Annotated in this window: 24 protein-coding genes and 1 pseudogene; 15 read left to right on the top strand and 10 right to left on the bottom strand. The window is 65.5% G+C overall.

The window, feature by feature from the left end; all coding sequences use genetic code 11:
• Positions 1-410 precede the first annotated feature (410 nt).
• The 5 genes from OG844_RS34160 to OG844_RS34140 form a co-directional block, all read right to left on the bottom strand.
• Positions 411-1,016, bottom strand: a complete 606-nt coding sequence (locus OG844_RS34160) for an alpha/beta fold hydrolase (RefSeq protein WP_406395590.1) — start codon at positions 1,014-1,016, stop codon at positions 411-413.
• Entirely contained in the window at positions 974-1,285 is a 312-nt protein-coding gene (locus OG844_RS34155) for a hypothetical protein (RefSeq protein WP_406395589.1), read from the bottom strand. The genes OG844_RS34160 and OG844_RS34155 overlap by 43 nt, the downstream gene beginning before the upstream one ends.
• 220 nt (positions 1,286-1,505) lie before the next feature.
• Complete coding sequence (locus tag OG844_RS34150) at positions 1,506-1,883, bottom strand: hypothetical protein (protein WP_406395588.1); 378 nt, start codon at positions 1,881-1,883, stop codon at positions 1,506-1,508.
• Between the two features lie 65 nt (positions 1,884-1,948).
• Positions 1,949-2,212 carry a hypothetical protein gene (locus tag OG844_RS34145; protein WP_406395587.1) on the bottom strand — a complete coding sequence of 88 codons (264 nt, stop codon included), beginning with the start codon at positions 2,210-2,212 and terminating at the stop codon, positions 1,949-1,951.
• A gap of 969 nt (positions 2,213-3,181) precedes the next feature.
• Positions 3,182-3,388, bottom strand: a complete 207-nt coding sequence (locus tag OG844_RS34140; RefSeq protein WP_383789889.1) for a hypothetical protein — start codon at positions 3,386-3,388, stop codon at positions 3,182-3,184.
• A gap of 464 nt (positions 3,389-3,852) precedes the next feature.
• Here OG844_RS34140 and OG844_RS34135 point away from each other — a divergent pair, with 464 nt between their 5' ends.
• The 4 genes from OG844_RS34135 (at position 3,853) to OG844_RS34120 (ending at position 7,657) form a co-directional block, all read left to right on the top strand.
• Entirely contained in the window at positions 3,853-4,794 is a 942-nt protein-coding gene (locus OG844_RS34135) for a hypothetical protein (RefSeq protein ID WP_406395585.1), read from the top strand.
• A 194-nt stretch (positions 4,795-4,988) separates the two neighbouring features.
• Positions 4,989-5,945: a hypothetical protein gene (locus tag OG844_RS34130; protein ID WP_406395584.1), complete on the top strand. Its 957-nt coding sequence runs from the start codon at positions 4,989-4,991 to the stop codon at positions 5,943-5,945.
• A gap of 340 nt (positions 5,946-6,285) precedes the next feature.
• A complete protein-coding gene (locus tag OG844_RS34125; RefSeq protein WP_327436096.1) occupies positions 6,286-7,272 on the top strand; it encodes a hypothetical protein in 987 nt (328 codons plus the stop codon).
• Positions 7,265-7,657 carry a hypothetical protein gene (locus OG844_RS34120; protein WP_406395582.1) on the top strand — a complete coding sequence of 131 codons (393 nt, stop codon included), beginning with the start codon at positions 7,265-7,267 and terminating at the stop codon, positions 7,655-7,657. Before OG844_RS34125 ends, OG844_RS34120 begins: the two co-directional genes overlap by 8 nt.
• Positions 7,658-8,298: 641 nt before the next feature.
• Here OG844_RS34120 and OG844_RS34115 read toward each other — a convergent pair.
• Positions 8,299-8,735 (bottom strand): annotated as a pseudogene (locus tag OG844_RS34115) (pyridoxamine 5'-phosphate oxidase family protein).
• Positions 8,736-9,411: 676 nt separating this feature from the next.
• On the opposite strand from OG844_RS34115, the gene OG844_RS34110 reads away from it, so the two are divergent.
• From OG844_RS34110 to OG844_RS34100, 3 genes are read left to right on the top strand one after another with little or no spacing between them, the layout of a single operon-like run.
• On the top strand, positions 9,412-9,990 hold the full coding sequence (locus OG844_RS34110; protein WP_406395580.1) for a hypothetical protein: 579 nt from the start codon (positions 9,412-9,414) through the stop codon (positions 9,988-9,990).
• A gap of 3 nt (positions 9,991-9,993) precedes the next feature.
• Positions 9,994-11,109, top strand: coding sequence for an MAB_1171c family putative transporter (locus OG844_RS34105; protein WP_406395578.1), 1,116 nt, complete (start codon positions 9,994-9,996; stop codon positions 11,107-11,109).
• A 23-nt stretch (positions 11,110-11,132) separates the two neighbouring features.
• On the top strand, positions 11,133-12,320 hold the full coding sequence (locus OG844_RS34100) for an amidohydrolase family protein (RefSeq protein ID WP_406395577.1): 1,188 nt from the start codon (positions 11,133-11,135) through the stop codon (positions 12,318-12,320).
• 58 nt (positions 12,321-12,378) lie between these two features.
• Here the strand turns inward: OG844_RS34100 and OG844_RS34095 are convergent, their stop codons facing one another.
• The 4 genes from OG844_RS34095 to OG844_RS34080 all read right to left on the bottom strand — a co-directional run bounded on the left by OG844_RS34095 (position 12,379) and on the right by OG844_RS34080 (position 19,872).
• Positions 12,379-16,020, bottom strand: a complete 3,642-nt coding sequence (locus tag OG844_RS34095) for a DEAD/DEAH box helicase family protein (RefSeq protein WP_406395576.1) — start codon at positions 16,018-16,020, stop codon at positions 12,379-12,381.
• Positions 16,021-16,170: 150 nt separating this feature from the next.
• Positions 16,171-17,298, bottom strand: a complete 1,128-nt coding sequence (locus tag OG844_RS34090; protein WP_406395575.1) for a restriction endonuclease subunit S — start codon at positions 17,296-17,298, stop codon at positions 16,171-16,173.
• A complete protein-coding gene (locus tag OG844_RS34085) occupies positions 17,295-18,821 on the bottom strand; it encodes an N-6 DNA methylase (protein ID WP_406395573.1) in 1,527 nt (508 codons plus the stop codon). Before OG844_RS34085 ends, OG844_RS34090 begins: the two co-directional genes overlap by 4 nt.
• 184 nt (positions 18,822-19,005) lie before the next feature.
• On the bottom strand, positions 19,006-19,872 hold the full coding sequence (locus tag OG844_RS34080) for a helix-turn-helix transcriptional regulator (protein ID WP_406395572.1): 867 nt from the start codon (positions 19,870-19,872) through the stop codon (positions 19,006-19,008).
• A 345-nt stretch (positions 19,873-20,217) separates the two neighbouring features.
• Here OG844_RS34080 and OG844_RS34075 point away from each other — a divergent pair, with 345 nt between their 5' ends.
• The 8 genes from OG844_RS34075 (at position 20,218) to OG844_RS34040 (ending at position 24,329) form a co-directional block, all read left to right on the top strand.
• Complete coding sequence (locus OG844_RS34075; protein WP_406395570.1) at positions 20,218-20,532, top strand: transcriptional regulator; 315 nt, start codon at positions 20,218-20,220, stop codon at positions 20,530-20,532.
• Positions 20,532-20,906 carry a hypothetical protein gene (locus OG844_RS34070; protein ID WP_397887214.1) on the top strand — a complete coding sequence of 125 codons (375 nt, stop codon included), beginning with the start codon at positions 20,532-20,534 and terminating at the stop codon, positions 20,904-20,906. Before OG844_RS34075 ends, OG844_RS34070 begins: the two co-directional genes overlap by 1 nt.
• A 57-nt stretch (positions 20,907-20,963) precedes the next feature.
• Positions 20,964-21,545 (top strand): WhiB family transcriptional regulator, encoded by a 582-nt coding sequence (locus OG844_RS34065; protein WP_389857001.1) that lies wholly within the window; start codon positions 20,964-20,966, stop codon positions 21,543-21,545.
• Positions 21,546-21,606: 61 nt separating this feature from the next.
• Complete coding sequence (locus OG844_RS34060) at positions 21,607-21,966, top strand: hypothetical protein (RefSeq protein ID WP_406395569.1); 360 nt, start codon at positions 21,607-21,609, stop codon at positions 21,964-21,966.
• On the top strand, positions 21,966-22,832 hold the full coding sequence (locus tag OG844_RS34055) for a hypothetical protein (RefSeq protein ID WP_406395568.1): 867 nt from the start codon (positions 21,966-21,968) through the stop codon (positions 22,830-22,832). The genes OG844_RS34060 and OG844_RS34055 overlap by 1 nt, the downstream gene beginning before the upstream one ends.
• A gap of 83 nt (positions 22,833-22,915) precedes the next feature.
• Positions 22,916-23,563, top strand: coding sequence for an ATP-binding protein (locus OG844_RS34050; protein WP_406395567.1), 648 nt, complete (start codon positions 22,916-22,918; stop codon positions 23,561-23,563).
• Complete coding sequence (locus tag OG844_RS34045) at positions 23,563-23,913, top strand: DUF4326 domain-containing protein (RefSeq protein ID WP_406395566.1); 351 nt, start codon at positions 23,563-23,565, stop codon at positions 23,911-23,913. Before OG844_RS34050 ends, OG844_RS34045 begins: the two co-directional genes overlap by 1 nt.
• On the top strand, positions 23,910-24,329 hold the full coding sequence (locus tag OG844_RS34040; RefSeq protein WP_406395564.1) for a DUF6195 family protein: 420 nt from the start codon (positions 23,910-23,912) through the stop codon (positions 24,327-24,329). Before OG844_RS34045 ends, OG844_RS34040 begins: the two co-directional genes overlap by 4 nt.
• Positions 24,330-24,352 lie beyond the last annotated feature (23 nt).

Here is a 24,352-nt window from a genome sequence, read left to right as displayed (position 1 = left end):
GCAGCGAGATCGCGGCAGCGGTGAGGGTCCGGGCGGCGACCGGTTAGCGGTGTCTGCGATCGCGCAGGGCGGGGGTCTGCACGGTGAACGGTGTAATTCCCGAAATAGAGAGCGGCAGGGGTCTGTACGGTGACGATGTCGCCCGCCGGGTGAGGCGCGGAGCCGTCTGGCGTCGCTGGTTCACCTGCTGAGCGAGGCCGACCTCGCGCTGAGCATTGGGGCTCGGGACGGACTTGGTGGACAAGGCGATCCGCGGTAGACCCGTGGTGAGCTACAGCTGGCCTCTGGATAGGTTGGAAGTCCGTTGGGGCGAGTCAGTTTCCTGACTCACCGCGTGGTCCCTCGGCCAGTCGGCCGGTCACCCAGGGTTGCGCTGGGCTGCGCCGGGCGCGAGCGTGCCCCGCAGGATGTCAGCTGTCGGTGTCCAGGTGGGCTCGCACGGCGTCGACGAACTCGTCGACGTATTGGAAGACGCCGCCGTGCCCGGCCCCTGGGTAAATGATCAGCGTGCTGTCGGGGATGCGGGCGTGCATGTCGTGGGACAGCTCGGTGGGGACCATGCGGTCGTGGTCGCCGTTGGCTATGAGCGTCGGGACGCCGATGCGGGAGAGGTCCTGCGGCTCAGCCCGGCCCCAGCCCCGGATGGTGGTGATCTGGCGGTGGAAGGACGCCCGTGTGATGGGGGCGTCACGGTCCATGCCGCGCTCGTGCAAGCGCGCGAGGTAAGCCTTGGCTGCCGCCTTGCCCGCTGGGGTGCGGGGAAAGAACAGGAACTCCTTGGCATCGGTGCGGGCCAACGCTGCACGGGCCATGTCCCAGTAGACGTAGGCTCCTCCGGTCGGACGGTCGATGCCGGTGCCCCCGGCGGGGCCGGTGCCGGCCAGAACGAGGCGGCGCACGAGTCCCGGCGCATCGAGGGCCACCTGCTGGGCGACGAAGCCGCCGAGCGAGAATCCGAGCAGGTCCATCCCGGTCAGGCCGAGGGCGGCCACGAACCCCTCCGCCGCACGCGCCATCGCAGCGACGGTGCCCGGGACACGGCCGGTGGATCCGCCGACCCAGGGGAGGTCGAGTGCGCGACGATGCGGCGGTCGCGGGCGAGCGCGTCGACAAATCGGGGATCCCACTCGTCGAGGGTGGCGCCCAGGTGAGTGAGCAGGACCAGCGGGACGCCGTTCTCGGGGCCGAGGTCGCGGTGGACGAGCGTGTTCGAACCTACGACGATGCGGCGGTTGGGCGCCGTGGCCCACGTGGTCGGGCGGGGGCGGACGTTGGACTCCGCCACGGGTGGTCACCGCCTTCGGGTCGGTGGTGACCAGGACCTTGCCGCGTGTGCCGCCGGCGAGCGCCTCGTCCAAAGCCCGCGGGGTCTGGCCGAAGGGGAGCCGCCCATAGCGGACAACTTGCCGGTGGCGCGAGCCGTCGTCACCGCGGCCCTCACGGTACCCGGGATACATTCCTCGCCCCTCCGCCGCACCTGAGGCGGAGGACTCCGGCGCTGACACTCAGACCCTTTCCACCCGAATGGGATGGTTCGCCAGGAACTTGTCCATGTCGTCGACATCCGAGGTGAAGACAGTGACCTCGAAGCCGCGCTCCGCCGTCTTGATGGCTACGGCAGCCAAGACGGCATCGATGGCGTACTTGTGCCCGTGCAGCCCAGCAGTCTTCATCATGCTGCGGGCCAGGGAGATCACCTTGTCGTCGGTGTGCTCCACGTCGATCCGGGACAACGCCCAGTCCCACAGCCCTTGGCGTGCACCCTGTTGAGGGTTCCACGCCTCCAGCGTGGTGAGCGCGCTGGTGACGACAGCGATGTCCAGGCCTGGCGCCGCCTTGATCAAGGCCGCCATCTGACGGTCACCCTGGACTGTCTTGGACAACGCCTGGGAGTCGAGGACGAAGGCACGCCGACGCGCCGATGAGACACCGGCGCGCTTCGAACGGTTCACGCCGCGGCGCCGGGCGAGCGCTTCTCGTCATGCCAAGCGTCGACGGCCGAGATGCGCTCCAGCGCCGCCCGCTCCTCCTCGGCCGTGACCGAGCCGTACTCGCCCTCCAAGCGATCCGTCAGCTCCCGGAGCCGGTCCATCGCATCCTGATGCGCCGCGGCTGCCGCGATGTAGGCGGACACCCCCCGGGCATCGACACGCCCCTTGATCGATTCGACCAGCTCATCCGGCACCGTGATCGTGATCTTCCGAGTCGCCATACTCGAAGTATGCCACGAGGCCGCACCCGCACGGAGGGCGTAGACACCAGTCGTGTGCGCGCGCCTTCCGCGCCGGTCGGGGCGAGGGATGCTCCCGTACCTTCATGGCGTCGGCGGTCGTGGGAGCGTTCCACGACGCTCCCACGGCCACGTCGCCACAAAACTCCAGGTCAAAGCCGCCCAGAGCTCGCCTTCAAAGGGTGAGGAACCGCGGTCGCCGCGCTACCGCGAGGCGAACGCCACACGCAAAATGCCCTCGAAAAACACGTTTCCCCAGGTCAGAACGATTCTGCCCGGGGACGCTGGGTGGGGCGGGTGGGACTCGAACCCAAACGAGTGACGCGCCTCACCTGCGGAAACACCACAGAGACGGACATTCACATCCTGCTGGATCCCGCTGCGTCCGCCTCGATCCCTGGAAACGGCACTGCCGTGCGGTACGTACCGCACGGCCGCAGGTCGGCCTTGCGCCAGGAGGGGAAGGAGATTCGCTTAAACGCATCTGCTGCTTAGGGGCGAGTCACGGCCTGCCCGGAGTGCACTCCGGGCACTCGGTCACCACCCCTCTCCCTTACCCGTGTCAGTCACACTCCGTGTGACTCAGGCGCCTGGAGGCCGAGCATCGAAGGCGCGCCCTGAACCGTAGTTGATCTTGGCAGGGTCACTGGGAAGTGACAGTTTCCTCTCGTCTAGCGCGCCGGGCAGCCGCAGCAGCAACGCGTCGGCCGCGCTGTGCACGCCTCCGCGAGTTCGCCGGGCCGTACCAGGCCGCCGATTCCAGAGAGGATCCGCTGCGCGTCCCTCAGCAACCCCAACGTCCGATCGCCGAGCTCCCCCTGGGCCAGCAGAGCTCCGGCGAGTTTCATCGATCGCTGGCGATCAACTCGGCCAGCAAGGTTTCGTCGTTCACCCGGGCACCCTAGGCCTGATCCGCACGCGGCACCGCACCGGCACTCCCGGGCATCGCAGTCAGCGACGATCCCCGGCCCCGTTGACGATCAACCGTACGAAGCCCGCCAGGCAGGTCAGGACAGCAGCGCTTGCGGCAAGTGGTTCGGCCAGCCTCGGATAGGCAAACGTGACGAAGACGACGGCTCCGGCGGTGAGCAGTCCCACCGCCGTGGCTAGCAGTACCAGTAGCGTGCGCAGCTCGCGGAGATCAGCGTTCCTGGCCATGGATGAATCCCTTTCCTTCGTTTCAGGTGCTCGCCCCCAGGCAGGGGCAAGCCAGCCAGTCGGGCACGGTCTGCCGCGCGGGGCTGTTCTTCGCCCATTGCAGCGGACCGCTAGCACAGGGACCGGACGAAGGTGGGGGGTCTCTAAAACAGGCATGGCGGTGTGGGGGGCGCCGGTACGGTCACAGCGTGAACAGCACGAAGGTGCCCAGCCGGGCAGACCAGCAACTCATCGATCACGCCCGCGATCATGGGTTCACAGTGACGAGCAAGCAGTTGTCTGGGTGGAGGCGTCACGGGCTGCTCCCGGCAAACGCGCATGGTGGAGGGCTCGGTCGCGGGAAGGGCAGTACCTCGCAACCAGTGGCCGCCAGCTTCGCCTTGGTGCTCGGTCTCGCCCGAATTTCCGGGCGAGGGAGGCGGCCGTCGGACGTTGCGTTGCTCTTGTTCGGCGAGGGCCTGCCTGTGCCGGAACCGACGGCCCGGGCAGCCTTCCAGGCCGCCGCCGACGGCGTCTGCCTTCCGGGCGGTGCCGAGCCCGGCGGGGACGTCGACGAGCATCTGGACGCCGTCGACTCCTACATCGACCGCGGCGGTCAGGCTGTGGTCATGGTGCCCGCGCGAGCGCGCCGGGTGGACGAGCAGATCGTCGCGTTCTTCGAATCAGCCGGTGTCCCCTGGCCGCCGACGGAACTTGCCCAGTTGGACGAGAATCTGAGCGCTGAGCGCATGTCGCCGCAGGGCGCCGCGCTGTTCGCTGCTGATGCCCTGCTCACGGGAAGCGCACCTCTGCCCCGTATCGGCGCGCTGCTGCGAGGGATGTCGCCCGGCCTGGAGGTGAACCCGATCGCGTCTCTCGTGGAGACCACAGTGCGCGACGTGCCGCACTCCCCCGTCCTGGGCCCCGACGGCAGCCTGACGATGCTAACCGGCGACGTTCGTCGCACCCTCCACGAACTAGCGGCAACAGCCTCGGCAGAGGAACTCCGCGCCGCCTGGCAGGCTGCCCGGGATGTGCGCGCATGGGCGCTGGATTTGTGCGCGCGGACGGAAACTGAACTTGCCGCCCGGGTGCCCGGCGACGCCACCATGGAGTGGTGGATCAGCAGACAGCTGCCGGCCGGGCTCTCTCTCCTGGACGAACTGCGCACCCAGAACGAAAAAGCCGCCGCTACCGCCCTGTCAGCCCTGGGCCTGCTTCTCCAGCGCGAACAGTTCGCCGAGCTCGACCGGGTACAGCCGGGCTGCCAATGGGACCTCGCCCAGACACCGGGCTTTCTGCCCCCGCCCGCCCGCGTCTTCCTCGCTCTGCCCTCTGCCGCACCAGCCTGCCTCGGACAAGCCGCACACCAGATAGAGGGAACGGTCTGCACCTTCCCGGCCCAGACTTTCGAACGGCGAGCATGAACCTGAACAATCCCGCCCCTGTCCGCACCACGGCAGAAAAATTCCCTGATGCTGCCCACGTACCCTCCTCCTCCGATCTGTGGATCACACCCCACGTGCTGGCACACGCCCTCTTCGTCTCAGGCAGAGCGCCGGGGCACCGACACCGGCACGGGAGGTCCTCGACCTATGAGTTCATCCATCGAATCGCGGCCATGCCCGCCTACCTCCGTTGGACCGGCAAGGGCATCAAGCGCACCGACCTCGCACTCGAACTGGACCCCACTGAAAAGGGCATGCTGTCCTACACCCTGGGACAGGCCATGTGCCAGGTCTTCGCGGAACATCTCCTGTCCGTCCGATTCTTCATGCACGTCTCCCGCTATGCCGACACTTACGGACTAACTTTCCCCCCAGGGCAGAGCCGGGCAGACTTCTTCGGCCCGCGGTACTCCGGAACCTGGGTCGTCGCCGAAGCCAAGGGCCGCTCAGGCCGCCTCGACAAGGAGACCCGTCAGGCGATGGAGGCGCAGAAAAGAACAGTCAAGACCGTGTCCGGCCAGGTGCCGGAAATCTCCTACGCGTCCGCGGTCGACTTTCCCTCCAAGGGCGGCGCCATGCGCCTCACGGCAATCGACCCGGAAGAAGCCGAGCCCGGCGCCGTCGACCTGCCTGTCAACCTCGATCAGTTCGCGCTGGCCTACTACACCCCGTTCCTGGACGCCTTCGCCCACCAGCAGCCCCAACTCCTGGGCGACTATGTCGTGGTGGGCTTCGAATCCGTCAGGGTCACACTGGGATTGTTGGCCCCAGTCCTGCAACGGATCGAGCGGGCCGTGCACCTCGAAGACACAAGCGGACTGTACGGCGACGTCACCCGCCTGCTCGACCGCTACACCACCCGCTTCACACGCGAAACCACCACGCTCTATGCCGACGGCACCCTTTTCGCTGCCGACTGGAACCACCGCCCCGACCTGCTGCGCCGCGAAAGCCCCCAGCCAGAGGCCGAGCAAATGCAGAGACTGCATGAGTTCTACCGGATGGTGGATGTGCAGGACGACCCAAGCCGTGATGAATGGATGCGCGAGGAGGACTGGAACTGGCGGAGCCTGTCGCTGGCTACGGGTGCTCTGCCGGGAATCTTCCCGCCCGTGGACGTTACCGAGTAACGAGGCAATCCCGGCCGCGTGCTGCGTGGTCGCACTGGAGCGCGCCACCTTCTGACTTACTCGGAAGCACGCCGCCCCTACTTTCCTCTCGATCTGCTCCAATCTCCAGCTAGCGCTGGGAACATGACAAGCACTGCCTCCAAAATCATAGGATTCTCGACGCCCCGCAATCGCCTGCCGACGCCTCATGCCGACCGCGCCCGCTCTTGGCCAACTCCGCCGGAAGCCCTCGGCCGGAGGAGATCCCAGGCGTCCTGGGACAGCTCCGCTCGCATGTGCGAGGATTCTGCAGTTGGCGTCACCCGATCGAAGAATCAGAGGCTGCAGGATGCAGTTACCCGTGATCCCGGTAGTGGTTGGCATCGGCACGACGGTCGTCAATCTGGCCGGCAACAAGATCATCGAGCGCCACGCCAAGAACCGGATTGCTGACCAGCAGGCGCACCACGACAACGAGTACGAGAAGCATTGCCAGGTCGCGAACTTCACAATTGCAGAGTTGCAGAGTCTCGGTTACAAGCAGCAGGCAGCGCTCGACGACGTGTTGCCTCGAATGAAGGCCTTCGCAGAACGCAACAAGCGACAGTTGCGGATAGTTGCGCGCGAGGTCGTCGAAGCCGGCGAAGCGCCCACGAATCGTGAGATCGACGCATCCCCAGACGTCTCAGGCCCCAGCGCCGCCCCGAGCGCATCGGCTGGTTTCGGCGCGGCCGTTGCTGGCACTGCACTGAGCGGCGCGACCTACGCGGTCGTGTCCAAGTTCGCCACCGCCTCCACAGGTACCGCGAACAGCACCCTGAGCGGAGCGGCTTTAAGAAGTGCCACCCTCGCGGCAATCGGAGGCGGGGCCAAGGCAGCTGGCGGCGGTGGCATTGCCGCCGGGGTACTCAGGCTCAACGTCATCACTGCAATCCCAGCGGCTGCGCTGACCGTCGGGTTGATGATCAAGTCAAAGTCCGATGCCGACAAGCTCTTTGCGAAGTACGAGGCGGACGTCAAGAAAGCTATCGCCACCTACAATCACCGCAACACGCTTCTTCGCGGCGTGGACAGACGAGTGGGTGAGCTGCGAGACGTGCTCGCCGGACTTGCTTCTCAGGCGAGCGAGGCCCTTCGCCACCTGGAGGCGACAGAGCGCGAGCCTGGCGGGTTTGACCTCGACAACGACGACCATGCCCACCGGCTCCAAACGGCGCTCCTGGTTACGAAGGGCGTGGGCGATATCGCCACCGCGACTGTGGTGAGTCCGGATCTGACGCTTAACTCGAACGGTGAGTATCTGGTGGTCAAATACCGCAACTACAACCTGGAGCATGTAAATGGTTGACGTTCGTAAGGCCACAGGCTCCCTCGACACCGTCACACAAGCGAACGCTGTTCAATTCCTATTCGCAATTGTCGACGTCGCTAAAGGTGTCGACGCCAACATCACCGAGCGCGCTCGAATCGTCGCAGATCGCGACAGAGAGGTCGCCAGAATTCGCGCCGCGAGCAAGGGGTTGCGGGACTATCTAGACCGCGTTTTCGAGGAGCGTCGAGAACTCCACCGAAAGTTCTTCACCAGGCTGGACAAGGCCATCGAGGATAGCGACCCCGTAACCATTCAGGCCTGCGTCACCGGGATCGTAGAAGTCGCCAAGCACTCGCCGCTCAATGACATCATGGAACTTCGCTCTGTCTGGGCAGACCCAAACGCGGCGATCGAGATTTAAAGGTCGAGCCTCGTGCACGATGCATCACCAGGGCCTCGGCGAAGTGGTGGGTTGCCTGGTTCGCCGAGGCCCTGCACCGACCCCGTACGGCCTGACCAAGGGCATTACGGATCGGCTGTCAGCAACTTGGCTCCCGCTTCATCGCCCACCGCGAATCCTAGATCGCCACGACGGACTTGACTTGTGCTGGAGCCGAAGTTCCTGAGTCACGCGCTTCATCGGAGCCTCTGCCAGGCTCGGCAGCATCGACCACACTCGACAGCTGAGGTACTGGGTCTCCTCATAGACGGAAAGGCTCGTTGTGCTGCGGCATCGCCCCGCGCAACGAGTCGGACAGCCAGTTCGATCCGACCCTTTCGAAGATGCCGAGGGCCAGCGCTGGCGGCGAAACTGGCCCTCCGCCCTGCTCCTTCAGGTGGGCGGCCAGGCGCGCGACGATGCATAGTGCCGTCGGGCAGAGCCGCGCTCAACGCGGGGTGCGGCTTCGCGGGCGGTAAGGGTGCCGCACCGGGGTCCGCCTGTTCGTGACTTGTTGTCATGACCGGCAAACGTAGAGCCACTTCGGGCGCCCACCCCTGAGGAAACTCAGGGCTGAGTAACGCTCAGGGTCTGCATATGCCTATGTCTCGGGTCGCTTGACGCTACGCAGCGGCCTTGCCCGTCTGAAGTCGGGCGCCCAAGGTCTGACCCAGTGCCCGTTCGACAGAAATCAGGATGACCACCCGCTCGGGGTCCGGGGCCGGCGTGCGACCGTATCGCTTTCCGTAACGGCCACCGCGTCTTCGACCACAGCCTCGTCGGTGCACACCTCCGCGACCCCTTCGAGCGTGGCCCACCGGCCGCCGTCGACCTGGCACACGGCTACGTGGGCTTCGCCCCCACTCGCGAGAATGTTGACGACTTTACGACTCGATTTGCGCGTGATAACTCGGGCCACGCCAGCGGCGGCGTCCACCGTCACACCGACCGGCACAACATGCGGTCGCCCGTTAGGCCGCAGCGTGGTCAGCGTGCACAGGTGGTACTCGCTCCAGAACTCCAGGTAGTTATCCGGCTGGGTGGATATCGCGTTCGACATGGCTGAAAGCGTAAACGCCACAGTTGCCCGAACTGCCCCAGAGTGACCGTCGCCACACCCCTTCCGATCTGCCATTTTGTCCACTTCGCGGGTGTTTGCGAGAGCGCCAGGCTCATCGAAAGTCTCAGGTTGATAACGGAGTCATCAATCAACTCGCGTAAGTTGATCCGTTCACGCCAGACCTTAAAATGGCAGCTCAAAGCTCCGTACGGGATTCAACAAGGTTGTTTTAGGTCGCTTTGACTGGTTGAAGTTACCTGCCACCTACACGAATCGATCATGACTTTTGGGCCAGGTCTTGTCGGATGCTTCACGTACTGTCCAACGAGGTTCACGAGAGCTCCGCGGGGCAGCCCCGCTCGGGGCGTCAGGGCGCGTTCGCGTACGTGACATCCGAGCAGACGGCGAGCCCTGGATGTCTGACATCCCTCCCCTGCGAAGGGGGTCAGTGGGGGCGCAGGTGCAGCCGACTGCGGTCGTTTCCGGCGCCGGGAACCGGACGTCATCGACATGGGCGCGGTGTCGCCCGGCTCAGGGAGCCATCACAGCCGGTTGGAGGGATTACTCAGTGTGGTCGGATAATAGTGGCCGAGACGCGGCGGAGCCCAAGGTTCCCGCTCAAGACCGAGCCAACCGTCGACGCCTTGGACGCTGGCGTACAGCCACGGCCCGAACGGTGGAGAAGGATCTGCACCGGCTGATTCGGCGTGAGCTGCAAGATCTCGGGGTCACTCCCCCGCTCGACGTTCACGGCCTCTGCGAGAAGCTGAGCCGACGGCGCGGACGCCCTCTGTTTCTGCGTGCAGCTCCGCTGCCCAAGCCCGGCCCCTCGGGCATGTGGGCGGAGTACGACACCTACGACGTGATCCTGTACCAGCAGGAGACGACCGACCTGCACCAGGACGGGATCATCCTGCACGAGGTCGGACACATCCTCGTGGCGGAGAACGAGAAGGCAGCCGAGGACTCCGCCCGCGGGGTGGAGACAGACCCGCCCGATGCAGCCCCTGATGAGGACGCGGCGGCCGTCGATGTAGAGGGGTGGGCCACCCTGCTGCCGGTCTTCGGGACCGAGGCGGTCAAGCGCGTTGCCCAGCGTTGCTCGTATGACGACGGCGAGGAGTGCTCCGTCGAACTCGTGGCCACGATCATCCTGGAGTGGTCGGCCCTGCTCGCAAACTCCACTCCTCCGGCTGATGATCCCGCCCTGCGCCGGGTCGAGGCGGCTCTTGGCGACCGGCGAGGATGGCTGTAACTCGTGGAACTCCTGCTCCTGGGGCTCTTGGCCGCACTGGTCTGGAAGCTCTACCAGTGGAAGCGAAGCCCGCATGACGCACCTCTTCGCTCGGTGACCCTCTGCCTGTTCTGCGCTGCGCTCTCGTACCCCGTAGCGATGCCCGGCGGCGCGTCCGGAGTCGACACCGTCGCCGGCCACGGGACGGCGAAGCTGATCCAGAACGTCCTGTTGCTCCTGACGGTCTACTTCCTCATGTGCTTCTACCTCTACTCCGCCGCTGACGAAGAAGCGGGGCGTCGGCGGGCACGCAGGGAAGCCGTGCTCGTCGGGGTCGTCGCAGTCGCGATCACCGTGGCTGCGCTGTCGGTGCCGCACGAGGTCTTCGCTGGCAGCTTCAGCACAGCCGACATGACGATTCCCCAGATCGCCTTCTTCTACGGCGGCGCTGGCCTCTACCTCATGTATGCCCTCGGCATGGCGTTTCGGTGGACTCGCCGATACGCCCGCATGTCCCGACGCCCGCACTCCACCGGGCTCTGGATGACCGCCGTCGGTCTGGGAGCGATGGCCGTAGCGTGCGCGATTCGAGCCGTCATCGTCGCCGTTCGCTCAGCAGACGTGGACGTGCCACATCTCCTTATGGCCGCCGTGGCCTTCCTCTTGGTCGCATCAATCCTGCTGTTCGCCGCGGGTGTCACCTACTCCGGAGCCCGAGCGCGAATCTCCTCCCTACGACTCTGGCTGCAACACCGGCGTGATCACCGTCACCTCTCGCCTCTGTGGGAGTTGTTGGCGGAGGCGTATCCGGACAACGTGCTGAGGCCGGCATCCTCTGCTGCACTGGACCGATGGCGGGCCCGTGGCGTGCACCGGCGCTACCACCGCTGCATCGTGGAGTGCCGCGACGGCCTGGTGGACATCAGCCCGTACCTGCTGGACGAGGGTGACGACAGCGCAGTCCTCAACATCGACTCCGCCGAGCTCGCCGCCCGGCTCCGCCGGGCCTCCGCTCGGATCGAGAAGGGGGTCCCCGCGCCCCGCCGCGCGGTCCCGCTCGCGATGGCGCTGGGGAGCGACCGCGAGTCGGATGTGAAACAACTGATTGCGGTATCCGACGAACTGCGCGCAGCCGCATGACCTCGCAAGATCAAGGAGTCACGATGCTGATTACCGGTGGACGAGTGCTCGTCGACTCGGGGACCTACCTGGAAGACGGTGCCGTTCTCATCGAGGGCGACTCGATCTCTGCCGTCGGGCCGCGCAAGGACATCGAAGAGCGGGCCGGGGCCGACGTGCCTCGATTCGAGTTCGGCGGAACCGTGCTGCCGGGGCTCATCGACGCTCACGTTCACCTGGCCTTCGATGGCGGGCCTGACCCGGTGTCCACCCTCCAGGGCTCGACGGATGAAGCCCTGTTCGAGGACATGCGGCGGCGCAGCGTACAGCTCCTGCGCAGTGGCGTTACCACCGTCCGCGACCTCGGCGACCGCGGCGGACTGGCGCTTCGTCTGGCTGTGGAAATCAGCGATCGGCGTACACCAGGACCGAGGATCGTCTCCGCAGGCACCCCGGCCACCACCTTGGGCGGGCACTGCCACTTCCTCGGCGGCGAAGTCTCCGGCGAGACCGAGATCCGCGAGCTCGTACGGCGCAACCTCGCGGCTGGGGCAGGCGTCATCAAGGCGATGGTCACCGGCGGCGGTCTCACGAAGGACGGCCCCAGGAGCCACCAGTCGCAGTTCACGGCGGAGGAACTGGCCGCCCTGGTGGCGGAAGCCCACAAAGCGGGCGTTCCTGTCGCGGCCCACGCGCACGGTGCCGACGGCATCGCCTCAGCCGTGGAGGCCGGCGTCGACACCATCGAGCACTGCACGTGGATGTCGAGCGATGGCCTGGACTTCCGGCCCGACGTGGTTCAGCAGATCATCGCGAAGGACATCACCGTCTGCCCGGCCGTAAGCCCGCACTGGCAGATGCTCCCCCGCTTCTTCGGCGAGGAGCGCGCCAACGCGATGTTCGACCTGGTGCGGCAGATGGCCGACGCCGGAGTCCGCCTGATCGCGGGGACAGATGCAGGCGTGCAGCGTGCCGGCTTCGACGGGCTTGCTCAGGCCCTGTCGTTCTACTCGCACCTGGGTCTGTCGAACGCCTCGATCATCGACATGGCGACGTCGCAAGCGGCTGCTGCCCTGGGCCTGGGCGAGATCACGGGGAAGGTCGCTCCCGGCTTCCGAGCGGATCTCCTCCTGGTGGACGGTGACCCTCTCGCGGATCTCTCCGCGCTGAGCGGAGTCCAGGCCGTGTTCACCTCCGGTCTGCGCCACGAGCCGAACGGCACGGGGCAGTAGGCACTGAACCGCCTTGGGTTTGGCTTGCCAGCGGAGGCAGCTGGCAAGCCGTACTCACCTACGCGGCAAGCGCAGTCGGCTGCGTGGTGCGCTGGAGCTCCATGAAGACGATGTTCAGGTCGTCGATCTGCTCCGGGGAGAAGAGGTCGTCCGGGCCACCTGGCGCGCGGTCAAGGAAGGCGCTGCCCGGCTCATACAGATCGCCCAACGCCAGCACGCCCTGGCTGGAAACCACGTCGATGATCAGTGACACGAAGTCCAGCTGGGTCGCACCGAAGTTCTTGCCGATTACGAAGCTTTCGAACGCCCGCTGGGCGGCCTGGCTGTCCAGCCCGTGCAGCTTGCGGACGAACAAGCCTAGGCCGCCCTGGGAGCGCACCTCTTCGAGGTCCTCGGGTGAGGCGACCGCCTCGGCGAGGAAGACCTCTTCCAGTGCCGCCAGGTCGTCCGTGGTGATCTGCTCGTTGTGGCGGAGTTTGTGGACGACCGGCTGGTCCTCGTGGCGCAGCAGGTACGCACGGGCCTTCTGACGGAACCGTGCCTCGTCGGTGCCGGTCGGGAATCCCTTGAGCTCGGCTTCGGCGATCACGGCTTCATCTTCGGTGAAGTCGGTGAAGACGATGTTGCGTTTGACCTTGTCGTCGACGAGCCGGGCGAGGCCCCTCAGTCTGCGGCGCATCTCCTCCAGCATCGGCAGGGTGACGTCGTGCCACCAGTCGTCACCGGCGAGGGCTTCAAGGAGCTCCGCTTGTTCCGCGACGGCCGGGATGTTGGTCTTGGTGAGCAGGTCTTCAACAATGCCCTGAATCTTCCCGCGCAGGGCTGCGTACTCCTTGCCGCCTTCAAGCGCCGCGAGCTGGAGGCTGTACGCGGTCAGGTCGAAGCGTTTGGCCTCCTCACCGTTCTCGGTCTCATCCGGCCGGTGCTCGCTGGGGAGCGCGAGCAGGCGTTCGCGGAGTACGGCCTCGGCGTCGTCGTCGATCCGGTGCCAGTTGGTGAAGTCGCTGAAGGCCTCGATGTCGCGGCGGTGGGGGCGGACCAGGAAGTTGTCCAGGTTCATGCCAGTGACGGTCTCGTGGAGGCTGTGGGCGAACGCCCAGCGGATCTCATGCTCGGTTGCGATGGCGTCCGCGCCTCTGTCCCGGCCCGTGTCAGGCTGCTCGCGGCGGTCAAGGGCGCGGATGAGGTCGAGCTGGCGTTGCAGCAGCTTCTCGGCGAGCGAGGCGCCCTTGCGGCCCTCGGTGCCGGCGAGCTCGCTGTTGAAGAAGTCGATGTTCCCGCAGAAGTCGAAGACGTAGAAGTTCTGCTTGTTGTGGTCGGGGTTGTTCTTGTCGGGGCCGTAGAGCTTCTCGCGCAGGCGGGTGCCGCGGCCGATCATCTGCCAGAACTTGGTCCGGGAGTAGACCGGCTTGGCGAAGACGAGGTTCACGACCTCGGGCACGTCGATGCCGGTGTCCAGCATGTCGACCGAGATCGCGATGTCGGGCTGCCGGTCGGCGTTGGAGAAGTCGTCGATGAGGGACTGGGCGTACGTCTCCTTGTAGGTGATGACGCGCGCCGAGTGGCCGGCTCCCTGCGGATAGTTGAAGTCGTAGCGGTCCGCGATGAAGCGGGCGTGGTCGTTGTTCTTCGCGAAGACGATCGTCTTGCCGAGCCGGTCGCCGCCCGCCACCCGGTGGCCCCGGGTCATCAAGACTTCGAGCATCTTGTCGACGGTGTTTGCGTTAAACAGGAACTTGTTCAGCTCGTCACGGCTCACCGCGTCCGGGACCTGGCCGTCCTCGGCCCACTCCTTGGAGTCCCACTCGGCCTTCTCCTCCTCGGAGAGGTCCGCGTAGCGGATGCCGCGCTCCATGAACTTCAGGGTCACCTTGACAGCCTTCGGCGGGACTAGGTAGCCCTCCCCCACGGCTTCGTCCAGGCCGTAGGAGTCGGTGGGGACGCCGTCCTCCAGCTGAAAGAGCTTGTACGTGTTGCGGTCGATGTCGTCCTTGGGGGTGGCCGTCAGGCCAAGGAGGAGCGAGTCGAAGTAACGGAAGATCTCGCCGTACTTGTCGTAGACCGAGCGGTGGGCCTCGTCGATGACGATCAGGTCGAAGTATCCGGGTCCGAAGCGGCGGCGGCCCGCCGCGTCGGTGGCGTCGATCTGCTTCATCATCGTCTGGTAGGTGGACACGAAAACGTGCGCCGATGCGGCCTTGTCGTCGAGGAGGCTGGCGACCGGAGTGTTCGGCAGGTGCTCGGTGAACGCCTTCTTGGCCTGGGTGACCAGGGCCTGGCGGTCCGCGAGGAACAGAACGCGCTGGGCCCAGCCAGCCTTCTTCAGCTGGTCGACGAGGGCCACGGTGGTACGGGTCTTGCCGGTGCCGGTCGCCATGACGAGGAGAGCCTGGCGCTGGCGGTCGCGTTCGTACGCTTCGCCGACGCGCTTGATGGCGCGGAGCTGGTAGGGGCGTCCGGCGATCTTCTCGTTGACCGGGGTGGTGTTCAGGGGGAGGCGGCAGGCGCGCTGGCGGAGGTGCCAGTGGAGTTGGTCGTGGGTGAGGAAGCCCTGGATCTTGCGGGGCGGGTAACCGAGGCCGTCGTCCCAGAGGTAGGTCTCGTAGCCGTTGGTGTAGAAGATCACCGGACGGCGGTTGAACTCCGCTTCGAGGGCGTCGGCGTACAGCTTGGCCTGCTGCTGGCCGTCGCGGGGGTCGCGGCGGGTGCGCTTGGCCTCGACGACGGCGAGGGGCTTGCCGTCCTCGCCCCACAGGACGTAGTCGACGAAGCCCTTGCCGGAGTCGGTCTGCATGCCGGTGACCGGGCGTTCGACAGTAAGCTTGCCCGCCGGGTCGGCCGCTCCGGCCGGTGCCGGGTCCCAGCCGGCCTCCTTCAGGAGGAGGTCGATGAAGGTGTCGCGGGTCGCCTTCTCGTCGTAGTCGTGGGTGTCCCGGACCTTCTGGTTGGCTGCCTTCGCGGCGGCGACCTCGGCCTGGAGAGCGGCGAGCTTCGCGGCGAGGGCGTTGTTCTCCTCGTGAGCCTTGGCTATCGCCTCGGCCTGCTGCTGGTAGCGCCGCTGGTCCTCTTCCGCCTGCTTGCGAAGCTCCGCCTGCTTCTGGAGGCGGGCCTCGGCGGAGAGTGGGCGGGGGATCGCGGTGGAGTCGAACTCCATTCCTGCGGTGGGGAGTTCGTGAGCCTTGCCGGTGTAGGTGCGGGCGAACCAGTACAGCGAGTGGAACAGCTCACGCAGGCTGGCGACGGCGGCTTGCGACGGTACGGGGGTCTGCTTGTGGACCGCCTGGTTGCCCTGGCGGCGGATGATGTCCATCTTCGCGTTCACGGTGGGGCCGACGAGCGTCCGGAACGACGGCTCGTGGAGCATCGCGTTCAGGTCCATCTTGTACGGAGCCTTGAGCGAGCTGTCCTTCTCGTACATCCAGTGCACGGCCAGCTCGATCGCCCGGCGGGCGTAGAAGCAGGCGGCTCGGGGGTCGGAGTAGGTGAAGCGCTCGGCGCGGGTGGCTTCCTCGTAGAGGGCGGGCCACTCGGCCCGGAGGAAGCCGAAGTTTCCGGCGGGGCGGGCGAGGTTCCGGGCGGCGGCCTCCTCAAGAGACCGGTTCGTCTTCGGCGGATCGGGGGTGGGGCGCGGCCCCGGCCTGGACGGGCTCGCCTCGCCGCCGTGCTCGCCGGTGCCGTCGGCCTCTCGGTTGCTGGCCATGGTGATGGCGCCCCTCTCCCCTGTTGCGGTGTCGCTTGTCGCTGTACGCGTGTGGCTTACGTGGTGCGGCAGGACCGACCGCACCCGGAGTCTCCCCAGACCGGGCGCGGTCGACGTGGTGGTGCGGTGGAGCGTGTGTGGCGTTACGGATTACGCGGCTTCATGATCCCAGAGCTGACCGGAGAAGGCACGTTGTTGGAGGGATTCGAAGAGTTCGTCTAGGGCGGCGAGGTGGGCCACGTGCGACTCACGGACCCCGTCCACTCGCTCCACCCGCTCAGTAAAGAGTCGCGTCATATCGCACGGAGGGTCAATAAGCTTGACCGAGGAGAACTGGGATTTATTTACGAGCCCCGTCATTGCACCAGTCGACTTCTCCTGAATCAGGTGCTTCCCCACCCTGAGTTGCTCCAACAGGAATCTGGATGATTCCTGCGCAGGAATAAATGCGTTGATCTGCTGATTCACGGCTACCTTGCGTCCCGCAAGCACGCTACTACCAATACGTGACGGGCTTCCCGCGATGCAAGTCACCAGAATGGCGTGAGCTGGCACGACCCTCGCTTTCCCCTCCCCCTTACCCGAAAGCCTCTCGGAAGCTTCGGTCGCGAACAAGTTCGGAGGATCAATATTATCCGTCTTTACCCATTCAATTCCCTCACCGAAGTTCGCTGGATCAGCACGGGGCGGCGTGTTACCCGTAACTACATCCCCCAGGTCCGAGATGGAGGCCCGCTCCCATCGCGCATTGGGTGCGCCCGGGTCGCCGAACATGTCGAGGAAGATGGATTGGGCGAGGTCGCCGAGGAGAGCGATGGCCTCGCGGCGCTTGGCGCGGAGGGTGTCTACCTGGTCGAGGACTGCGGCAATGCGCTTCTGCTCCGCAAGAGAAGGAAGCGGCACTGCCACACCCTGAAGGCTCTGCCGCGTAATCTGCGGTTGCGCGCTGCCAGTGATTGCCTTGCGCAGCAAACCCTCTTGGCGCAGAATCCTGGCCAGGTAGTTATGATCAACTTTTTCTTTGTCGAGAGAATCCAATGCCATGGCATTTCCTGTGACATACGCCCTCGGGGCCGAAATGTTAATCGTTCCACACGTCGCCCCGCGGCATGTAATCAACACCGTAGGCTCTTCGTGATTGAAGGCCGAATAATAGCCGATCCTGCCATTTGCCCCATAGACCGGGTATCCCGACTCCGTCATATCGTCGCCGGAAATTGTAGGCCATTGCTTCGGACGGCAAATCTCGTCAAGTGCCACCATGGGGAAATAGGTCATGCCAGCATTCCCTTCAACTCATCCGCACCCTTCGTGATTTCCGTGTCGAGGCGCTCTAGATCAGCCAGGATTTCCAGTGGGGACCGCGTCGCGATTTCGTCGTGGACGACCTCCTTGTAGCGGTTCAGGGAGAGGTCGTAGCCCTGTGCGGCGATGTCGGACTTGGGGACGCAGAAGCTTTGTGCGGTGCGGGGGCGGTCGCGTTCGGTGGTGTGGCGGTTGAACCAGCGGGTGAGGACGTCGGGGAGGTTGTTCTTCTCGTGCTCCTCGTCGGTCAGGGGCTGGTCTGCCAGGAGGGGGCGGACGCCGAGGCGGTCCTCGGGGAGGAGTTCGTTGCGCTTGTCGTCCAAGGAGAGGCCGTCGGCCTTGACGTCGTAGAACCAGACGTCCTCCGTGCCGCCACTGTCCGTGCGGGTGAAGAAGAGGATGGCGGTGGAGACACCGGCGTACGGCTTGAAGACGCCGCTGGGGAGCTTGACCACGGCCTGGAGCTGCTGCTCCTCCACCAGCATCCGGCGGAGGTCCTTGTGGGCCTTGGAAGAGCCGAAGAGGACTCCGTCCGGGACGATGACCGCCGCGCGGCCACCAGGCTTGAGGAGGCGGAGGAACAGGGCCAGGAAGAGGAGTTCCGTCTTCTTCGTCTTAACGATCGCCTGGAGATCCTTCGCCGTCGACTCGAAGTCGAGGCTGCCCGCGAAGGGCGGGTTCGCGAGGATCAAGGAGAACTTCTCGGACTCGCCGGCTGCCGACTCCGCGAGGGAGTCACGGTAGCGAATGTCCGGATTCTCCACGCCGTGGAGCAGCATGTTCATAGAGCCGATGCGAAGCATCGTGGAGTCGAAGTCGAAGCCGTGGAACATCGACTCGTTGAAGTGCTTGCGCTGCTCCGCGCCGTACAGCGCTTCCTTGTGCGTGCGCTTGACGTACGAAGCCGTCTGGATGAGGAAGCCCGCCGTACCGCAGGCAGGGTCGCAGATCTCGTCGCCAGGACCGGGCTGGGTCATCTCGACCATGAGGTCGATGATGTGCCGGGGCGTACGGAACTGGCCGTTCTGACCGGCTGAGGCGATCTTCGCGAGCAGGTACTCGTAGATATCGCCCTTGGTGTCGCTGCTCCCCATGTCGATGTCGTCGAGGAGGTCGACGACCTTCGCCAGGAGGTTCGCGTTCGGGATGGTGAAGCGGGCGTCCTTCATGTGGTGCGAGTACGTCGAGTCGTCGCCGCCCATGCGGCGCAGGTACGGGAAGACGCCGTCGGCGATGAGCCCGTACATGATTTCGGGGTCGCGGACCTTGAAGTTCTGCCAGCGCAGGTCCTGCTGCTCGTCGTCGAAGAAGGGATCCGGATCAGGAACCTTCGTCGCGTTCGCCCTGCGGTCCTTCACGGTCTGAAGCTCGTCCAGGCGCTTGATGAAGAGCAGGTACGTGATCTGCTCCATCACCTCCAGCGGGTTGGCGATACCACCGGACCAGAACGCTTCCCAGACGCGTCCGACCTTGCTCTTCACTTCACCAGTAATCACGTTCGCGATCCTAGCCGTGGACACCGACACAGCCGTCCGTTCTTATCGAACCGGCCGCTCCACCCCCGCTGCCTACCTCTGGTGGCAACCGATCGACGCTCTGCGTCTGGGCCGTTGGCCGGGGTGTAGCGATCTCGACGTTGTAGGCCTCTGCCCCGGTCCCGAGGCGCTACAGGGCGAAGCACTAATTGTTGGTGCTTGGACCGGCCTTCTTGTCCAGCTCGCTGGCGAGGTCGTTCAGGATCGAGAGGACATCGGCCGGCAGGCCCTCGGTACTCATTCCGCGGGCCCGGACTCGGCCCACCTTGCCCTGCTTGGCCGCCGACATGAGGCGGAGCCCTTCGTAGACCTGCCGTGCAACGGACTCATTCGGCTCGAAGTACAGCTTCGAGACGTCGAAGAATTTGGCCAGACCTTCGAGGACCATGGGCACCGGTGTGTCGTCTCCGCCCGTCCGCAGGGCCTCGATGTCCTCGGCTGAGGTGACCTGGGAGCCCGCGTAGGCGTTCACCGAGTCCGCGATCTCCTGATCATCCGGAGCGGTTCGGCCCGGGTAGGAGCGTTCCAGCAACAGAGTGATCTTCTCAGCCAGCGTCTCCGGCACCTTCTCGGCCTCGGCGGTCTCCTCGTCAGCTGCTCCGAAAGACCGGTCCTGGGCGCGCTTCAGCTCGTCCTCGGTCACCCCGTATGCAGCCGCCAGGAGAGGGACGTACCGGTCCTTGAGGCGGCGGACCCCCCCTTCGGCTCCAGCCACGGGCCCGTCGCTCTTGGTACCGATGACCGTCCGCGTCTCGTACCGGTAGAGGCCGGCGTCGCATCGCAGGTCAATCAGATCGGGCAAGCCGTCACGCGGGAACAGGTCGTCCAAATCCCGGTTCAGCACCCTGGCCAGAGCAGGCAGCTTCTCTTGATCGGGTGTCGTCGCTCCCGACTCCCACCCCGCCACGGTCGAGTCCGCAGCACCGAGGGCGGACGCAACGTCGGCCTGCGAGACATCGGCGGCTCGACGTACCGCGCGCACACGTTCTCTGTCGAAACGGCGAGCTGGCATCGGACCTCGTTTTTTGGGTGAACCGAGGAAACCTCGGACTGTTGACTTTTGATGCGAACCAAGATAGCTTCATCTTAGCGAAAAACGAGGGGGTTCGCACCCCTCTCGGCCTTCGCCCACCTGCGGTTCCCATCGTGGACCGACTCGGTGGAGAGGGGATTCCGCGCAGCACTCGGGCGCGGTCCCTCCCCTCAAAACGCCATCGGCGCCCGAGAGTTCGCACCTCTCGGACGCCAGACAGCTCGTGATCCGTGGCCCCCGATAAGGGCGCTGGTCACTCGCACGGCCACTCCGTGTCCTTTCGCACGGCACGACGGAGCGGCGTACCACATAAAGGAGTGTCGCATGTCCCCCACTACGGACTGCAACCCGAAGGTGGAGACCCCTTCGGGCCCGGCCGAACGTCTGGCGGCGCAACTGTCGTCCATGCTGCCGGAAGTCGCCGTCGTACAGGTGCGCCTTCAGGGGCCTCGGACCCTGTGGCCCCACCTCGGGCTGACCGCCGTGAACGCCAGCGGACGGACCCTTCGTGTCCCTCGGGCGAAGGCGGTCACCATCGCCCGGTGGATCATCCGCTCATTCCCCCAAGCCGGATGGGCGGCCTCCGGCGGGCACGCCTTCGACCTGCGGACCGCTGAACTGCGCGGGCTGGAAGCGTGATGACGGCCGTGGCACCGGCGAACGCGGGCCCGGCCGTGGACTTGCAGGGACTTGCGGCCGTGGTCGGCCTCCTGGCTCAGGCCGGCGGCCTGGACGCCCTGTTGGGCAGCCAGGTTACTGACTCCCGCGATAAGCGTCTGCACATCGGGTACAGCGAAGCCGCTGAACGGCTGAACATTCCGGAAAAGTGGCTCCGCGAGCGTATATCCACGCTCCCACACCGGAAGTTCGGCAAATTCGTTCAGTTCACGGAGGATGACCTCCACGCGATTTCCGATATGCACTTCGTCAGCCCTGGCGAAAAGACCCAGAGGGATGGCGAGTCGGTACTGATGGCGCTTCAGCCTTCCAAGCGCTCTCGTAAGCGTTCCTGATCTCCTCTCGCGCCCGATTGCAACAATTCGCGGCGCTGCGAACATTGCGAGAAACAAATGAGCACTGACATATCCAGCCTCATCGAGGCTGCGCACCGGGGAAATTGGCTGCCCCTCATAGAAGAGTCGAAGAAAGCTCCGGGTAAGCACTGGGCCGAATACGCCCGATGCGCGAACCAGGACATCAACATCTTCGTCCCTCTCGCAGACGGCCCCAGGGAAGAACCCGACTCCGTGAAAGCCAAGCTGGGAATCTCCCTCAACCGTCCTCGCTATCTGTGCGCGTCATGCCCGTTGGCCGTCGCTGCCCGGTGCCTGGTGGAGTCCCTGAAGGATGACGACGAGTACGGAATCCGGGGCGGTCTTCTGGCTTCCGAGCGTGCAGAGCTGCGGCGGGCATGGCAAGACCGGGACATCGAGAAAGCAGTAGAAGGCGCGCTTCGAGGTTGCACCGCGGTCTTGACCAAGCCCGCCCGGGACGCCGTGATTGCGCGCTTCGCCACTGATCCATCACTGGACGCTGCTGCCGTCGCCCGCGGGCTTGGCGTGACGCACGAGTATCTGCTGAAACTCGCCCGTCGCTACCGAAAGTCGCAGGCCGGGCAGGGCACGCCCTCGCTCCACGTCGTCGCCGCCTGACGCCGCCCCGAGGAAACGATTCTTCCGCACGGCGGACCCTGCGTTCACGGGAGTTCCCCCCATGCTTCAGAACAGCCCTTCCGGATTTCGGCGCAGGACTATCGGTGCCGAGATTCGAGAAATTGCACCTACGGCAGTACTCGTGCGGGTCTATCCCGCGCGCCGGTCTGTTACCCACCTCTTCGAATCGGACTTTTACCGCATGCTTATTGACCGCAGGACCGAAGAGGAAGTTGCGCGCATGGTCAGGCGCGGTTTCGGAAAGGCTGCCGACTGGCGTCGCGCCCACGATTTCTATCTCCCCACCGAAACGCTGTATCTCACTCCGGAGCCGTACCAGAACGGCTACGTCCCGGAGGACGACCAGTCTTTCGGTCTTTCCCTCAGCCGTCGCATAGCCATAGGCGACGGTGGCCACTGATGAGCGCCATAGCGACCGAACTGGTCTGGTCACAGTCGAAGTCGTGCAGGGGATCGCGCCTCGTCATGCTGGCACTGGCCCGCGAGGCGGACGACGACGGCAAGGCGACGCTAACCCTTGATGAGATATCCGCTGTTACCCGCCTTACGCCTCGCTCGATAACGAAATGTCTCGGAGAGCTGGCGAAGCTCGGTGAACTGAGCCACGAACGCGGAGGGGGCGCCTCCAACCCGAATTCCTACTCCATATTGCTGTGTAGCGGGACCGCCGAAGAAACCACCAGCATGCTGAAGGAACTTCCCACTCCCTGCCCTGGCGGGCCAGAAGCGGGAGAGAAGGACCAGGAAGTTCCTTCCCAGAACCTCGCTGGTGAAGTCGGAAGTGGGAAGTTTCGGCAGGTAGATTCGGAAGTTTCTTCCTCGCGCGTACGTGGTGGTAATACTCCCTACGGGAGTATTACCACCACCAAAGAGCAAGCTAGCTTGCCGAGGTCGCGCCGAGAGAACAACGCTGTCGAGCAAGGCTCAGTGACGGTTCCGGACGGAGCCAAAGACCTGGTAACAGCCATAACCGGTGCTGGAATGCTCGTTGGTTGGCGACTGACCGAATCGGAATGGGATCGGGTAACAGCTCTCGCAGCACGTTGGGGAAATGAACGGCTGGTCGAGATGGTGGCGCGGCGATGGAACGCCGACCGTCCGCCACAGTCCGCCCGCTATCTGCTGCGCATCTGGGCGGATCTGCCCTCGCACGCTCCCCCCGCAGCAGCCTCTCAGGGGAATGTCGTGCCGTTGCGTCGGCAGTCCGGAGGCTGGGTTCCCTTTCAGAACACCGCTGCCCCCAGCGCTTACCAGAACGGATTTTGATCATGGCAGAGCCGGAACGCGCGGGCAGCGCCAGGTCGATGCGTGCAATGGAACGAATACTCGCTGCGAAAGGACTTCAGGCCGTGCCGGATGCCGACCCCGCCGACGAAGCATCGGAAGAGAACCCCGGAGATCGCGAGTGGCACTTCCGGGCTCGGGCCGACTACGCCCTGAGCCGCTGGCAGAGGGCCACCCCTCCCCGGTTCCGTGACGCGGAGGCCACGCTGCCGGAGGTCATCGGCTGGGCCGACCGGGCACTCACGAACAACGCCGGGGCTGGCGCTCTGCTCCTCACCGGTCTCACGGGGACGGGCAAGACGCATCAGGCATACGGGGCCCTGCGGAGGATCGCGGCCGGCGGGCCGGACCGGTTCGAGCTGATCGCCGTGAACTCTGCGGACATGTACGGCAACCTGCGCCCGTCACAGGTCATGGGCGCCGCTGAACACGAGCTGCAACGGCTCAGCAGGGTTCAGTACCTGCTCCTCGATGATCTCGGTACGGCGAAGACCTCGGAATGGACCGAGGAGGTCACGTACCGACTGATCAACTACAGGTACAACCACTGCTTGCCGACGATCATCACGTCCAACCTGCCCGCCCGCGATGAGACCGGGCCTGACCTGACCGACTTCGTCGGGGCCCGCGTGGCGAGCCGTCTGGCCGAGATGGTCACGACCCTTGTGCCGATGATCGGCGCTGACCGGCGCCGCGGCGGGAGGGCGGCGTGATGCCCGTCCGCCTTCGCGGAGCGTTCCGCGACGCCACAACGCTCTCCACAGCCTGTGCATACGTCGGACCGCGCAGCCGGTACGCGAACCCCTTCACAGCCGGGGCTCGGTCCCCGCTCGGCCCCCCGATGGACGCTGCGGAGTCGGTAGACCTCTTCACAGCCACGCTACGGGGCCCGGTCGGACGCCACTACGCAGCTCGCTTCGCCCGAGCGCTGCGCGGGCTCGACCTGATGTGCACATGTCCCCTTGACGCTCCGTGCCACGCGGACGTTCTCCTTCGCCTCGCCAATGAGCCCGGCGACGGCACCGCACCCCGCACCACCGATCTTCTGGAAGGCCCCCGATGAGTCACCCGATCATGTTCGCTGCGGCCAAACACCTCACGACCGCAGAGGAGCGGCGCAAGACCGCTCGGGAGGCCGCGTTCCGCACCTGGGGCCCGAGGTCGATCACCGCAGCGTCCAAGTACGCAGGCACCCTCCTGGGGGCCGCCGCAGTCACGCTCGACTGGGAGGTGCTGGGACTTCTCAGCTTCGAAGAACACCTGCAAGCTTTCGCGTCGCTCGACACGACCGAGGGCCAGCACCTGGAGCTGTACTACACCGACCAGGGCGGCACAGAGCGAATCTCGTTGCGGGTGTCGTGCGTGAGCTGCCCGAGTCAGCGCGTGCACGAGGTGACGTCTTTGGAACAGCTCGGCCAGCTCCTCTCGCAGACCCCGGCCTGGCAGGACATCAGCCCGCGCGACGGGGGCAACCTCTGATGTCACACGCGCACATAGACACG

Source organism: Streptomyces sp. NBC_00887 (assembly GCF_045207585.1).
The sequence above is the reverse complement of the archived record's forward strand: the minus strand, read 5'-3'. Positions and strand labels throughout refer to the sequence as shown.

What these genes read in the sequence shown, in the direction of transcription:
- OG844_RS34160 (WP_406395590.1), bottom strand. Translation starts at nt 1,016, where the DNA reads ATGGCGCGTGCGGCGGAGGGGTTCGTGGCCGCCCTCGGCCTGACCGGG.
- OG844_RS34145 (WP_406395587.1), bottom strand. Translation starts at nt 2,212, where the DNA reads ATGGCGACTCGGAAGATCACGATCACGGTGCCGGATGAGCTGGTCGAA.
- OG844_RS34140 (WP_383789889.1), bottom strand. Translation starts at nt 3,388, where the DNA reads ATGGCCAGGAACGCTGATCTCCGCGAGCTGCGCACGCTACTGGTACTG.
- OG844_RS34130 (WP_406395584.1), top strand. Translation starts at nt 4,989, where the DNA reads ATGCCCGCCTACCTCCGTTGGACCGGCAAGGGCATCAAGCGCACCGAC.
- OG844_RS34120 (WP_406395582.1), top strand. Translation starts at nt 7,265, where the DNA reads ATGGTTGACGTTCGTAAGGCCACAGGCTCCCTCGACACCGTCACACAA.
- OG844_RS34100 (WP_406395577.1), top strand. Translation starts at nt 11,133, where the DNA reads ATGCTGATTACCGGTGGACGAGTGCTCGTCGACTCGGGGACCTACCTG.
- OG844_RS34095 (WP_406395576.1), bottom strand. Translation starts at nt 16,020, where the DNA reads ATGGCCAGCAACCGAGAGGCCGACGGCACCGGCGAGCACGGCGGCGAG.
- OG844_RS34090 (WP_406395575.1), bottom strand. Translation starts at nt 17,298, where the DNA reads ATGACCTATTTCCCCATGGTGGCACTTGACGAGATTTGCCGTCCGAAG.
- OG844_RS34080 (WP_406395572.1), bottom strand. Translation starts at nt 19,872, where the DNA reads ATGCCAGCTCGCCGTTTCGACAGAGAACGTGTGCGCGCGGTACGTCGA.
- OG844_RS34075 (WP_406395570.1), top strand. Translation starts at nt 20,218, where the DNA reads ATGTCCCCCACTACGGACTGCAACCCGAAGGTGGAGACCCCTTCGGGC.
- OG844_RS34070 (WP_397887214.1), top strand. Translation starts at nt 20,532, where the DNA reads ATGACGGCCGTGGCACCGGCGAACGCGGGCCCGGCCGTGGACTTGCAG.
- OG844_RS34065 (WP_389857001.1), top strand. Translation starts at nt 20,964, where the DNA reads ATGAGCACTGACATATCCAGCCTCATCGAGGCTGCGCACCGGGGAAAT.
- OG844_RS34060 (WP_406395569.1), top strand. Translation starts at nt 21,607, where the DNA reads ATGCTTCAGAACAGCCCTTCCGGATTTCGGCGCAGGACTATCGGTGCC.
- OG844_RS34055 (WP_406395568.1), top strand. Translation starts at nt 21,966, where the DNA reads ATGAGCGCCATAGCGACCGAACTGGTCTGGTCACAGTCGAAGTCGTGC.
- OG844_RS34045 (WP_406395566.1), top strand. Translation starts at nt 23,563, where the DNA reads ATGCCCGTCCGCCTTCGCGGAGCGTTCCGCGACGCCACAACGCTCTCC.
- OG844_RS34040 (WP_406395564.1), top strand. Translation starts at nt 23,910, where the DNA reads ATGAGTCACCCGATCATGTTCGCTGCGGCCAAACACCTCACGACCGCA.